This window comes from Bacteroides sp. B1-V-101 (assembly GCF_023656585.1).
Taxonomy (GTDB): domain Bacteria; phylum Bacteroidota; class Bacteroidia; order Bacteroidales; family Bacteroidaceae; genus Bacteroides; species Bacteroides thetaiotaomicron.
On sequence record NZ_JAMOKH010000025.1, the window covers coordinates 21347 to 35019 of the forward strand.

The 13673-nt window shown below is 44.1% G+C and carries 8 protein-coding genes; 5 read left to right on the forward strand and 3 right to left on the reverse strand.

What is annotated here, in order from left to right; genetic code table 11:
• The first annotated feature begins 33 nt into the window (after nucleotides 1-33).
• Genes NBH01_RS17570 through NBH01_RS17590 form a run of 5 tightly spaced genes read left to right on the forward strand, consistent with a single transcriptional unit; the run spans nucleotide 34 to nucleotide 8653 of the window.
• Nucleotides 34-2313, forward strand: a complete 2280-nt coding sequence (locus NBH01_RS17570; RefSeq protein WP_074856168.1) for a GH92 family glycosyl hydrolase — start codon at nucleotides 34-36, stop codon at nucleotides 2311-2313.
• Nucleotides 2314-2360: 47 nt separating this feature from the next.
• A complete protein-coding gene (locus tag NBH01_RS17575; RefSeq protein ID WP_074856170.1) occupies nucleotides 2361-4517 on the forward strand; it encodes a GH92 family glycosyl hydrolase in 2157 nt (718 codons plus the stop codon).
• 29 nt (nucleotides 4518-4546) lie between these two features.
• A complete protein-coding gene (locus NBH01_RS17580; protein ID WP_074856172.1) occupies nucleotides 4547-5680 on the forward strand; it encodes a beta-1,2-mannosidase in 1134 nt (377 codons plus the stop codon).
• 11 nt (nucleotides 5681-5691) lie between these two features.
• The gene (locus NBH01_RS17585) at nucleotides 5692-7230 is read left to right on the forward strand and encodes a family 43 glycosylhydrolase (protein ID WP_143919648.1); all 1539 of its coding nucleotides are present in this window, start codon (nucleotides 5692-5694) and stop codon (nucleotides 7228-7230) included.
• A 40-nt stretch (nucleotides 7231-7270) separates the two neighbouring features.
• Entirely contained in the window at nucleotides 7271-8653 is a 1383-nt protein-coding gene (locus tag NBH01_RS17590; protein ID WP_074856175.1) for an SGNH/GDSL hydrolase family protein, read from the forward strand.
• A gap of 102 nt (nucleotides 8654-8755) precedes the next feature.
• On the opposite strand, the gene NBH01_RS17595 is transcribed toward NBH01_RS17590, so the two are convergent.
• The 3 genes from NBH01_RS17595 to dxs form a co-directional block, all read right to left on the reverse strand.
• On the reverse strand, nucleotides 8756-10207 hold the full coding sequence (locus tag NBH01_RS17595; RefSeq protein ID WP_011109098.1) for a TrkH family potassium uptake protein: 1452 nt from the start codon (nucleotides 10205-10207) through the stop codon (nucleotides 8756-8758).
• A 161-nt stretch (nucleotides 10208-10368) separates the two neighbouring features.
• Nucleotides 10369-11709: a Trk system potassium transporter TrkA gene (trkA, locus tag NBH01_RS17600; protein WP_074856177.1), complete on the reverse strand. Its 1341-nt coding sequence runs from the start codon at nucleotides 11707-11709 to the stop codon at nucleotides 10369-10371.
• A gap of 2 nt (nucleotides 11710-11711) precedes the next feature.
• Complete coding sequence (gene dxs / locus NBH01_RS17605) at nucleotides 11712-13655, reverse strand: 1-deoxy-D-xylulose-5-phosphate synthase (RefSeq protein WP_008764325.1); 1944 nt, start codon at nucleotides 13653-13655, stop codon at nucleotides 11712-11714.
• Nucleotides 13656-13673: the final 18 nt, after the last annotated feature.

The window sequence follows — 13673 nt, forward strand, 5'->3', positions numbered from 1 at the left end:
ACTGAAATATATGTTACACATTAAATAAAAACCATGAATAAACTTATTTATTTAGTAATCTTCTCTTTCTTTTCAACGGGGATATATGCCCAGATGAAAGATCTGGTACAATATGTGAATACATTGCAAGGTACCGATTCTCATTTTGGGTTAAGCTATGGGAATACATATCCTACTACAGGTATGCCTTATGCTATGCATACCTGGTCGGCACAGACAGGAAAGAATGGTGAAGGCTGGAAATATCAATATTTTGTAGATAATATCAGAGGATTCTGTCAATCTCATCAATGTAGTCCGTGGATGAGTGATTATGCTGTTTATTCGTTTATGCCGATGGTAGGTGATCTGGTGGTTAATCAGGATAAACGCGCTACGAAGTTCAGCCATGATAATGAGATTGCGAAGCCGCATTATTATAAGGTGACATTGGATAATGGCATCATGACTGAAATGGCTCCTACTACTCGTGGGGTACATCTGCGCTTTTCTTATCCTTCAACCGGAGATGCTTATCTGGTTATTGACGGATATACGGATATGAGTGAGATTAAAATCGATCCGGCAAAAAGACAGATTTCCGGTTGGGTAAATAACCAACGTTTTGTGAATGATTCGAAATCTTTCCGTAGCTACTTTGTTGTGCAGTTTGATAAAGCGTTCGAAGATTATGGTGTATGGGAAAATCAGAAAGACGAGATATTCCCTCAAAAACAGGAGGGAGAAGGCAAAGGATATGGTGCTTATATAAAATTTAAGAAAGGATCAAAAGTTCAGGCGAAAGCGGCTTCTTCCTATATCAGCGCAGAACAGGCACTGGTTACTTTAAACCAGGAACTGGGGAAGGATAAGAATTTGGAAACTACGAAAGTTCGTGGACAAAAAACATGGAATGAATTACTGAACAGAGTATTGGTAGAGGGTGGAACGGATGAACAGATGAAAACTTTCTATTCCTGTCTTTTCCGTGCCAACCTGTTTTCTCGTAAATTCTACGAACGTAAGGAGAATGGAGAACCTTATTACTATAGTCCGTATGATGGTAAAGTATATGATGGATATATGTATACGGATAATGGCTTCTGGGATACTTTCCGTTCTCAGTTCCCATTAACCAATATTCTTCATCCGACTATGCAGGGACGATATATGAATGCACTCCTTGCAGCACAGGAACAATGCGGCTGGTTACCTTCCTGGTCGGCTCCGGGTGAAACCGGCGGTATGCTGGGCAATCATGCTATTTCATTATTGGCGGATGCTTGGGCAAAAGGAATTCGTTCCTTTGATCCGGAAAAAGCATTGAAAGCCTATGCGCATGAGGCTATGAATAAAGGACCTTGGGGTGGTGCTAACGGACGTGGTTTCTGGAAAGAATATTTTGAACTGGGATACGTTCCTTATCCTGAATCAATGGGATCGAGTGCTCAGACAATGGAATATGCATATGATGACTTCTGTGGTTATCAATTGGCTAAAATGGTTGGCAATAAACATTATCAGGAAGTTTTTGCCCGTCAGATGTATAATTATAAAAACGTATTTGATCCGTCTATCGGATTAATGCGCGGAAAAGGTACGGATGGTAAATGGCAGGAACCCTTTGATCCGCTAGAATGGGGCGGACCATTTTGTGAAGGTAACGCATGGCATTACACCTGGTCGGTGTTTCATGATGTGCAAGGATTAATAGACTTGTATGGAAGTGATGAGAAGTTTACCACAAAAATGGATTCCGTATTTATTCTTCCCAGCGTTATTAAGCCCGGCACATATGGAGGTGTAATTCATGAAATGAAAGAGATGGAACTGGCCAATATGGGACAATATGCTCATGGTAACCAACCTATCCAGCATATGCCTTATTTATTTAGCTATGCCGGTCAGCCATGGAAAACCCAGTATTGGGTACGTCAGATCGTTGAAAGACTTTATAATTTTACAGAAAGAGGTTATCCGGGTGATGAAGATCAGGGGGGAATGTCCTCATGGTATATATTAAGCTCTTTAGGCATCTATGCTGTGTGTCCGGGTACGGATGAATATGTAATTGGAAGCCCTTTATTTAAGAAAGCTACAATAACACTGGAGAACGGAAATAAATTTGTGATTGAAGCTCCGGATAATAGTAAAGAAAACTTGTATATACAGTCGGCAACATTGAATGGAAGATTGTTGGATAAGAACTTTATTCGTTATGATGATATATCAGATGGTGGAGTGCTGAAATTTGAAATGGGAAGCCAGCCTAACAAGGAAAGATGTACTTCCAAATATGCGGCACCTTTCTCCTTATCTAAGAAAGACAAGTAATGAAGAACGATCAAGTCTGACAGGTAATACAATAAAGAATATTTATAATGAAGCATAAATTTTTATTTAGCCTTTTATTAGCTTTCGCTGTGGGAGGAGAAATGGTTGTGGGGCAGACTTCGACGGGGGATTATGCCCGTCAGGTCAACACATTGATTGGTACAAAAGGAACGGGGCTGACATCCGGATATCTTTACCCAGGGGCTACCTATCCTTACGGAATGGTACAGTTTACACCTTCTTATTTTTCCAAAAGTTCAGGATTTGTAATCAATCAGCTGAGTGGTGGCGGTTGTGACCATATGGGTAACTTTCCTACTTTTCCTGTGAAGGGAAAACTGAGTATGTCTCCAGATAATATCCTGAACTATCGTGTCAATCTCTCTGAAGAAAAAGGGCACGCAGGCTATTATGAGACCATGGTACAGGAAGATATCAAGGCTAAACTGACAGTGACCGAGAGAACCGGTATGGCAAACTATGAATATCCTGCCGGTCAACAGTATGGAACAGTGATTATCGGCGGGGGGATTTCTGCTACTCCGATAGAACAGGCTGCTGTCGTAATCACTGCGCCGAATAAGTGTGAAGGATATGCGGAAGGTGGCTATTTTTGTGGTATCCGCACCCCGTACAAAGTGTATTTCGTTGCAGAATTTGATACGGACGCCTTAGAGACCGGAACCTGGAAAAGGAATGAACTGAAACCAAATTCCTCTTTTGCAGAAGGCGAATACTCTGGTGTTTATTTCACCTTTGACGTCAGTAAGAAGAAAAATGTCCAATATAAGATTGGGGTATCTTATGTTTCGGTAGAGAATGCACGTGAGAATCTGAAGGCGGAGAATACCGGATGGGATTTTGTGCAGATTCAGAGTCAGGCAGAAGCTAAATGGAATCATTATCTGAGTAAGATTGAGGTAGAAGGCACCAATCCTGACCGTACTACCCAATTCTACACACATCTGTACCGTTCCTTTATTCATCCGAATGTATGTAGTGACGTCAATGGAGAATATATGGGAGCGGATTTCAGAGTGCACAAATCCCGTTCAAAACATTATACTTCTTTCAGTAACTGGGATACCTATCGCACACAGATTCAGTTATTGGCAATGCTTGATCCGGAAGTTGCTTCCGATATTGTTATTTCCCATCAGTTGTTTGCAGAACAGTCAGGCGGCTCTTTCCCTCGCTGGGTGATGGCGAATATAGAAACCGGAGTAATGCAAGGAGATCCGACTCCGATTCTGATATCCAATGCGTATGCTTTTGGTGCTCGTAACTATGATCCGAGACCCATCTTCAAGATTATGAGAAAAGGAGCTGAAGAACCGGGATCCAAGTCGCAGAACGAAGAAACTCGTCCGGGCTTGAGACAATATCTGGATAAAGGGTACTATAATGCTTCCGCTCAGTTGGAGTATACATCTGCGGACTTTGCTATCGGACAGTTCGCTTTACACGCTGTTGGTGATGAATTTTCAAGCTGGCGTTATTTCCACTTTGCCCGCTCCTGGAAAAATCTGTATAATCCGGAGACAGGATGGCTGCAGTCGCGCAATCCGGATGGATCATGGAAATCATTAGGTGAAGACTTCCGTGAATCGACTTATAAGAATTATTTTTGGATGGTACCTTATAACATTGAAGGACTGGTAGAGATTATTGGCGGTAAGGCAAATGCAGAAAAGCGTCTGGATGAATTCTTTACCCGTCTGGATGCCGGTTATAATGATGCGTGGTTTGCGTCGGGTAATGAACCGAGTTTCCATATTCCATGGATATACAATTGGATTGGTCGGCCGTATAAGACTCAGGAGGTTATCAACCGCGTTTTGAATGAACAATACTCCAGCAAGATTAATGGTCTGCCGGGTAATGACGACTTAGGTACAATGGGAGCTTGGTATGTATTTGCTTGCATTGGTCTGTATCCGGAGATTCCGGGTGTCGGAGGTTTAACGGTGAATACTCCGATCTTCTCATCTGTAAAAGTGCATTTGAAAAAAGGAAATATTGTGATTAAGGGCGGTTCGGAAAAAAACATCTATATTAGATCAATGAAACTGGATGGCAAGCCATATGACAGTACATGGATAGACTGGGATCAGCTTTCCAATGGTGCTACTATCGAATATGACACATCAAACAAACCGGATGTAAAATGGGGAATCAAAGTGCTTCCTCCATCTTTCCCTTAATTAGGTTTAACTATTAACTCTTATAAAGAATGAAAAGAAGATTCTTACATACTGCCTGGTTACTGATGGCCGCTGCGATGGTAACTTCGTGTGGTGAAAAGAAACAGGTAACCGAGTTCCCGGACTGGGCATGGGCTGACTTTCAGCGTCCGGAAAATACAAATCCGATTGTTTCGCCGGATACGACAAACTTGTTTTATTGCCCGATGAGGCAGGACTCGGTAGCATGGGAAGCCGGAGATACTTTCAATCCGGCTGCTACGATTTATGATGGAAAGGTAGTTGTCCTTTATCGGGCAGAAGATAATTCGGCAGTCGGTATCGGTTCACGTACTTCCCGTCTGGGATATGCTTACTCTGATGACGGATTACATTTTAACCGGATGCCGGTTCCCGTTTTCTATCCGGCAGATGACAGTCAGAAAGAACTTGAATGGCCGGGTGGTTGTGAAGATCCTCGTGTTGCAATGACGGAAGACGGATTGTATGTAATGCTTTATACGCAATGGAATCGTAAACAGGCGCGTCTGGCGGTAGCCACTTCCCGCGATCTGCAAAAGTGGGAAAAGTATGGACCGGCTTTTGCGAAGGCTTATGACGGACGTTTCTTTGACGAATTTTCAAAATCGGCTTCTATCGTTACAAAACTGGTAGATGGAAAACAAGTGATTGCCCGGATCGACGGTAAATACTGGATGTATTGGGGTGAAAAGTTTGTGAATGTAGCCACATCAGAAGATTTGGTGAACTGGACACCGATGCTGGATGAGAATGGTGACTTCTTGAAGGTCATTGTCCCCCGTGAAGGCAAATTTGACAGTGACCTAACAGAGTGCGGTCCTCCAGCTGTGCTGACTGATAAAGGTATTCTGTTGCTTTATAACGGCAAAAATAAAGCCGGTGCGGAAGGTGATACACTGTATACTGCCAATTCTTATTGTGCAGGGCAGGCGCTGTTCGATGCAAAAGATCCTGCAAAATTGATTGACCGACTGGACAAGCCATTCTATATTCCTGAATCTGATTTTGAAAAGAGTGGTCAATATCCTGCAGGAACTGTATTTATAGAAGGACTTGTATTCCACAATCAAAAATGGTTCTTGTATTATGGCTGTGCTGATTCGCGTGTAGCAGTTGCCGTATATGACCCGTCTAAAAAATAAAGAAATATTCCATGAAGAAGATAGGACTTTCTCTGTTTAGTATTTTTCTTGCGTTGCAGATAGTAGCGCAGGAAAAAAGCTATTTTACTAATCCTGTGATTCGGGGAGATATGCCCGATCCTTCCATGATTCGGATAGATGATACATATTATGCTACCGGAACATCCTCGGAGTGGGCTCCTTTTTATCCGGTGTTCACCTCAAAAGACCTGATCAACTGGAAACAGACAGGACATATCTTTAATGAACAGCCGTCATGGACTTCTAATTCTTTTTGGGCACCGGAATTGTTTTATCACAATAATAAAGTATTCTGTTACTATACAGCCCGTCAGAAAAGTACTGGAATCTCATATATAGGGGTAGCTGTTGCAGATTCCCCTTTGCATGAGTTCAAGGATTACGGTCCGGTTGTAGAGTATGGGACAGAGGCGATTGACGCTTTTATTTATGATGATAATGGTCAGCTGTATATTAGTTGGAAAGCTTATGGGCTGGATAAGCGTCCTATTGAATTGCTGGGATGTAAGCTCTCTGTCGATGGACTGCGCTTGGAAGGCGAACCATTTTCTTTATTGGTAGATGATGAAGAGATCGGTATGGAAGGTCAGTACCATTTTAAGCAGGGAGATTACTATTATATAGTATATTCTGCTCATGGCTGTTGCGGTCCATCCAGTGATTATGATGTATATGTGGCACGTTCCAAAAGTTTCCGCGGGCCCTATGAAAAGTATAGTGGAAATCCTGTTCTGCATGGTGGTGAAGGAGATTACAGGTCATGCGGACATGGTACGGCTGTGAAGACTCCTGACGGACGTATGTTCTATATGTGTCATGCATATCTGAAAGGGGAAGGATTTTATGCCGGTCGTCAGCCTATCTTACAGGAAATGGAAGTGACAGATGATCATTGGGTACGTTTTAAGACAGGAAGTGTAGCAGTTATGAAGCAGCCTGTCCCTTTCAAAGGTACAAAACAAAATCCGATACCGGGCTTTGAGGATAACTTTACGGGGAATAAGCTGAAGGTTGACTGGACATGGAATTATCCTTATTCAGATATAGATGCTGTGCTAAAGAGTGGAAAACTGCTCTTATCCGGCACTCCGAAAAAAGGAAATAAGTATGGGACGGCATTATGCTTGCGTCCCCAGTCTTCTCATTACAGTTGCGAGACAAAACTGACGAATGTCAATGAGAGTCTGAAAGGACTGACATTGTATGGGGATGATAAGAACCTGGTCGTTTGGGGAACCCAAGGAGATAAAGTTCTTTTGAAAGTAATCAAAGAAGGTGCTGAATCGGTACTTTATGAATCGGCTTTTGCCGGTAGAAATATATATTTGAAGATAGAGGTCGAACAAGGTTGTATTTTCCATTTCTATCAAAGTAGAGATGGTAAGACATGGCAATCTGTACGGAATACTTCTTTTAAGGGAGAATCTTTAATCCGATGGGACAGAGTGCAACGTCCCGGGTTGCTGCATAGCGGCGATAAGAATGTTCCGGCAGAGTTTGCCTATTTTAAAATGAAAAACTTGAAATAACAGAGATTGAATTGTAATTTCATAAAATATTAATTGAAACATGAAAAAGTTTATCGTATTGGTAGCAGCTGTCTGTATGGCATATACTGCTACATTTGCACAAACAGTAAAACCTTTCAAAGAAGGTGAAAGAGCAGTCTTTTTAGGAAATAGTATAACAGATGGCGGACATTATCATTCATACATCTGGTTGTATTATATGACGCGTTTTCCGAATATGCCTATTCGTATATTCAATGGCGGTATCGGAGGAGATACGGCATTTGACATGAACAAACGTCTGGATGCAGATATTTTTGCTATGCAGCCTTCCGTATTGATGGTTACATTCGGTATGAATGACTCCGGATACTTTGAATACAATGGTGATAAAGCGAAGGAATTTGGGGAAGAGAAATATCAAGAGAGCATTAAGAACTACCAGCAAATGGAAAAGCGTTTCAAGGAACTGCCCAAGACACGTATTGTAATGTTGGGAACTTCTCCTTATGACGAAACTGTTCAATTGAAAGAAGGGAATCTTTTCAAGACCAAAAATGAGACTATCAAAAGAATCGTAGAATACCAGAAGGAATCTGCAGCAAAGAACGGCTGGGAATTCTCTGATTTGAATGCGCCGATGGTAGCTTTGAACCAGCAATTCCAGCAGAAAGATCCTGCTTTCACTCTCTGTGGCTCCGACCGTATCCACCCGGATAATGACGGACATATGGTGATGGCTTATCTTTTCCTGAAAGCACAAGGTTTTGTGGGTAAAGACGTAGCGAATATGGAGATTAATGCCAATAAAAAGGAAGCTGTGAAGGCTGAAAATTGTACAGTCTCCAATATTAAGAAGATTGGTAATGAATTGAGTTTTGATTATCTGGCTGAGGCTTTACCTTATCCTCTGGATACGATTGCCCGTGGATGGGGACAAAAGAAAAGTCAGGCAGAAGTTACGAAAGTTGTTCCTTTCATGGAAGATATGAACCGTGAGATGCTGAAAGTATCGGGCTTGAAGGGTAACTATAAACTGCTGATTGACGATGAAGAAATCGGTACATGGAGTGCAGGCGAACTGGCAAAAGGCATTAACCTTGCAGCCGAATCAAAAACGCCTCAATATCAGCAGGCATTAACTGTAATGCATCTGAACGAATATCGCTGGGAAATTGAAAGATCATTCCGTGAGTTTGCATGGACACAATTCGCATTCTTCCAACAGAAAGGATTGCTTAATGCGAATAACAGAAAAGCTATCGAGGTGATGGATGAAAACGTGGAAAAGAATGCATGGCTGAAGGGACACCGGGATTCATATACCCGAATGATGTCTGACGCTGTTCGTGAAGCTCGTCAACAGGAAATGGATGTTCTTATTTCTAAGATTTATGAGGTAAACAAACCTGTAGTAAGAAAGATCGTTCTTAGAAAGATCTGAGTGTGATAAGGTTTTTTAAGGTGAAAAAGGTGTCGGTTGAAAAGCAGACACCTTTTTTAAATTATAAGCAGACTGCATATTCGATAGCCAGCTCCGTCCGATTTAATTTCTTTTCCAGAAATCGGAACTGAACAGCAGCAATACCGTAAACAACTCCAGACGTCCGAGAAGCATCAAAAAGGAGAGCAACCATTTGGCTGCATCAGGCAATTCACTCCACGAGAAGGCAGGGCCACACGTGCCGAGTCCCGGTCCCATGTTTCCTATACTTGATATGACCGTTCCGATAGATTCGAGAAATCCCACTCCGAAGCCCATCATGACAAGAATGCTGATAATGGCGATGATTGCATACAAAAATGTAAATGCCAGTACGGTAGACTGGATAGAGGGGGAGATCACCTGTTTATTCACCCGTACGGGCAATACTGCATTGGGATGCAGAATATGTTTAAATTCATTTTTGGCAACTTTGAAGAGGATAACCATGCGGATACATTTGATACCACCTGTCGTACTGCCTGCGCAAGCACCCATTATCATTACGATAAGAAGACAGCCCCAGAGAATGGAAGGCCAGAGCATATAGTCGGCAGTGGCAAAACCGGTTGAAGTCTGTAAGGAGATTACTTGGAACAGAGATTTCCGGAATGCTTCTTCTGCTCCCATCGAACTGGTCTGATAAAGCCAGACTGCTATGAAAACCGTGAAAAAGGCAACAGACATAAAATAAAACTTCAGCTCGGCATCATGGATAAACTTCTTTATTTTCCCATTGAACATCAGCAATAATAGCGTGAAGTTGACTCCCGAGAGGAACATGAAAACAGATATTACATAGTCTATGTAAGGCGAGTGGTAATATTCGATACTTGTCTGCTTGGTGGAGAACCCACCTGTACTGGTCGTGGTGAAAGCGTGGCAGATACTGTCGAAAAGTCCCATGCCCCCGAATACCAGTAATATAATCAATGTCCCCGTCATACCGGCATAGATGCCCCAGATCCATTTGGCGGTAACACCAATACGGGGATGTACTTTGTCATGAGTCGGCCCGCTGGCTTCGGCGGCAAATACCTGAATACCTCCCATACCGAAAATCGGAAGAACGGCAATCGTAAAGAATACAATTCCCAGACCGCCGATCCACTGAGTCATTGCCCGCCAGAAAAGGATTCCGTGAGGCATCGATTCTATATTATTCATGATGGTGGCACCGGTACTGCTGAAGCCGGACATTGTCTCGAAGAAGGCATCGGTGACACTTGGAATATACCCGCCTATATAATAGGGCAACATTCCAAAAAAGGAGAAAGCAATCCAGGCTACACTGACAATCACATATCCATCGCGGCGGTTGAGTGACTTTTCGGCCCCTCTTCCAATAGCAAGCATAATCACACCTACAAAGGCCGTGATAGCTGATGAAAGCAGAAAACTGTTTAAATCATCTTCCTTGTAAAATAGTGAAACACCACCGCAACACATTAACATAGCCGTTTCTATCAGTAACAGAAACCCCATGATGCGATATATCATCCTCGAATTAATCATTTTTTAAGTAATAGGTATTAAGTAATAGGTATTAAGTAATAAGTAATAGGTATTAAATATTAAGTATTATGCGCCAAGTATCAGATATAATGTCAAGTACAAGCAGCTACGGTTATTACCTATTACCTAATACTTATTACTTATTACCTAATACCTATTACTTAATTAAAGAACTTCTCAATCTTCTTGATCATCATACTCAGGCAGAATACAACGACATGGTCTCCGGGACGAATCAGCGTATCTCCGGTTACGAGCACTCCTTCGCCATTGCGAATCATACCTCCGATGGTTGTTCCTTTGGGCAATCCCAGATCCTTGATTAAATTTTTAGTAATCTTTGCTCCGGCGGGTACGGTAAATTCAGCCACATCGGCGTTGGCAAACGTCAGGCATTTGACATTGGATACATCGGCATCCAGCATCATCTGATAAATGTGGCTGGCGGCAATCATTTTCTTATTGATGACCGTGCCGATATCAAGACTTTCCGCCATGCCGATATAGTCGATATTCTCTACTTCCGCCACCGTCTTTTCCACTCCCATACGTTTGGCGGCGAGACAGGCGAGGATGTTCGTTTCCGAATTGTCCGTCAAGGCGACAAATGCTTCGGTATTCTTTAAACCTTCTTCGATGAGCAGGTCCATATCACGACCATCGCCGTTGATGATCATGGTTTTGTCGTCCAATAATTCAGTCAGCCGGTTGCAACGGTTGATGTCGTTATCTACAATTTTTACCTGCATATAATCCGGCACGTACTGAGCGGTACGGACGGCGATACGGCTTCCGCCCATGATCATGACGTTGCGTACATCGGCATAATCCTCCTTGCCGGCTATTTTCCGGATATAAGGAATATATTTGCGTGTAGTGGTGAAATAAACAATATCGTGCAGTTTGATAACATCGTCTCCGCGCGGAATGATGGTTGCCGTTCCGCGTTTGATGGCTACCACGTGGTAAGGGATGTCCGGTGCACCCAGTTGATGGAGGGGAATATTCAGTATTTCCGCTTTTTCGCGCATCTTGGTACCGATCAGTATCAAGGCGCCTCCGCAGAATTCCCACCATTGACGTACCCAGCTCATACGCATGGAAGATACGATTTCTTTGGCAGCAAGCATTTCCGGATAGATCAATGAGTCTACACCCAGTTTCCGGAAGAATTCCTTGTTTTTGGGCAGAAGATATTCGTAGTTGTCGATGCGGGCGACAGTCTTTTTGGCACCCAGATTGGTGGCTAGCATACAGGCAGTCATATTCCTGCTTTCGTCGGGGGTGACTGCGATGAACAAGTCCGCTTCTTTCACGCCTACCTCTTTCAGTCCCGAGATGGAAGAAGGAGAAGCCGTGACAGTCAACAAATCGAAGTTGGCGCTGAGGGCACTTAGTTTTTCTTCGTCATCGTCCATCAGGATAATGTCCTGTTTTTCCCGGGACAATAATTTAGCCAGGTGGGTGCCTACGTTTCCGGCACCTGCGATAATTATCTTCATCTTTAGTTAGTTAATTCTTTTATTTTGCTCATGTCGGGCAGAAGTTCACATTGCTTCAGCAATTCTTTTGTCAGGCTGTCTTCATCCATTCCGCAGAGCTGATATAACTCGGCTACCGTGCCGTGTTGCACGAATTTATCCGGAATTCCGATGCGTTTGACTGTCGGGGTATATTCATGGTCGGCCATGAATTCAAGTACGGCACTTCCCATTCCTCCCTGAATCGTTCCGTCTTCTATGGTGACGATGTGGCGGAATGTGCGGCCCACTTCGTGCAGCAGTTCTTCGTCCAGCGGTTTGAGGAATCTCAGATCATAGTGGGCGATGCTTCTTCCCGATTCGGACTCGGCACGGGCGATGGCACTCCTTGCTTTATTTCCGATAGGTCCTATGCTGATGACAGCTATATCTTTTCCGTCCTTCAATTTCCGTCCTTTGCCTACAGGAATTTCTTCAAGCGGGCATTTCCAGTCCACCAATACGCCACGGCCACGCGGATAGCGGAGTACGAACGGACCTTTATCCGGCAGTTGTGCCGTGTACATCAGTCGTCGCAGCTCATGCTCATTCATAGGGGAGGCGATGGTCAGATTAGGTATCGGACGCAGATAAGCCATGTCGAACGCACCGTGATGTGTCGGACCGTCTTCGCCTACCAGTCCGGCACGGTCGAGACAGAGAACTACGGGAAGATTCTGAATAGCCACATCATGGATAATATTGTCATAAGCCCGTTGCATGAACGATGAATAGATGTTGCAGAAAGGCTGCAAGCCATCCTTTGCCATTCCTCCGGAGAAGGTGACGGCGTGGCCTTCGGCAATACCTACGTCGAAAGCCCGCTTGGGCATTTTGGACATGAGGATGTTCATCGAACAGCCGGAAGGCATGGCGGGAGTTACACCTACGATCCTTGGATTGGCTTCCGCCAGTTCCACCAGTGTATTTCCGAAAACGTCTTGGAACAGGGGAGGCATTCCTTCCGTATTGGCTACGAAACGCTCTCCGGTGACGGGATCGAACTTGCCGGGAGCGTGCCATTCGGTGGCGTGTTTCTCGGCAGGGGCGAAGCCTTTTCCTTTGATCGTGTGGAGATGCAGTATTTTGGGACCTTTGAGGTCTTTAATGTCACGCAATACCCTCGAAAGGTTCTTTATGTCATGGCCATCGATAGGACCGAAGTAGCGGATGTTCATTCCTTCGAATATATTCTGTTGCTGGGCGGCCATTGACTTCAGACTGTTGCCGAAGCGGATCAGTGCCTTGCGACGTTCATCGTTCAGGATGCCGAGCTTGAACAACAGGCGGGAAGCCTTGAAACGCAGTTGGTTGTAGCGGTTCGAGGTTGTCAGGTTGAACAGGTATTGTTTCATACCGCCGACACTGCGGTCGATAGCCATGTCGTTATCATTCAGGATAATAAGCAGGTTGTTCGGGGTGGTAGAAGAATTGTTCAATCCTTCAAAAGCCAGTCCTCCGCTCATCGAACCGTCTCCGATGATGGCTATCACATGACGTTGGTCGTCTCCCTTCTTGGCGGCGGCGACAGCCATGCCGAGGGCTGCGGAGATCGAATTGGAAGCGTGTCCGCAGGTAAATGTATCGTATTCGCTCTCTTCGGGAGAAGGGAAGGGGCGAATACCTCCCAGTTTCCGGTTGGTGGAGAATGCTTCACGCCGTCCTGTGAGGATTTTGTGGCCGTACGCCTGATGTCCCACGTCCCATACAATACGGTCATAAGGTGTATTGTAGACGTAGTGCAGGGCTACGGTCAGTTCCACTGTTCCGAGGCTGGCAGCGAAGTGCCCCGGATTGCAGGAGAGTTCTTTAATAATGTCTTGCCTTAATTCATCGCATACTTCCGGCAGTTGGTCTACTTCCAGACGGCGCAGATCATCGGGGCTGTTGATTGAGTTTAGCAAGTTATATATCGGTTCATTCTTCATGATTCGAGAAAATTTGGT

Coding starts and splice junctions, on each gene's coding strand:
- NBH01_RS17570 (WP_074856168.1), top strand. CDS start 34: ATGAATAAACTTATTTATTTAGTAATCTTCTCTTTCTTTTCAACGGGG.
- NBH01_RS17575 (WP_074856170.1), top strand. CDS start 2,361: ATGAAGCATAAATTTTTATTTAGCCTTTTATTAGCTTTCGCTGTGGGA.
- NBH01_RS17580 (WP_074856172.1), top strand. CDS start 4,547: ATGAAAAGAAGATTCTTACATACTGCCTGGTTACTGATGGCCGCTGCG.
- NBH01_RS17585 (WP_143919648.1), top strand. CDS start 5,692: ATGAAGAAGATAGGACTTTCTCTGTTTAGTATTTTTCTTGCGTTGCAG.
- NBH01_RS17590 (WP_074856175.1), top strand. CDS start 7,271: ATGAAAAAGTTTATCGTATTGGTAGCAGCTGTCTGTATGGCATATACT.
- NBH01_RS17595 (WP_011109098.1), bottom strand. CDS start 10,207: ATGATTAATTCGAGGATGATATATCGCATCATGGGGTTTCTGTTACTG.
- trkA (WP_074856177.1), bottom strand. CDS start 11,709: ATGAAGATAATTATCGCAGGTGCCGGAAACGTAGGCACCCACCTGGCT.
- dxs (WP_008764325.1), bottom strand. CDS start 13,655: ATGAAGAATGAACCGATATATAACTTGCTAAACTCAATCAACAGCCCC.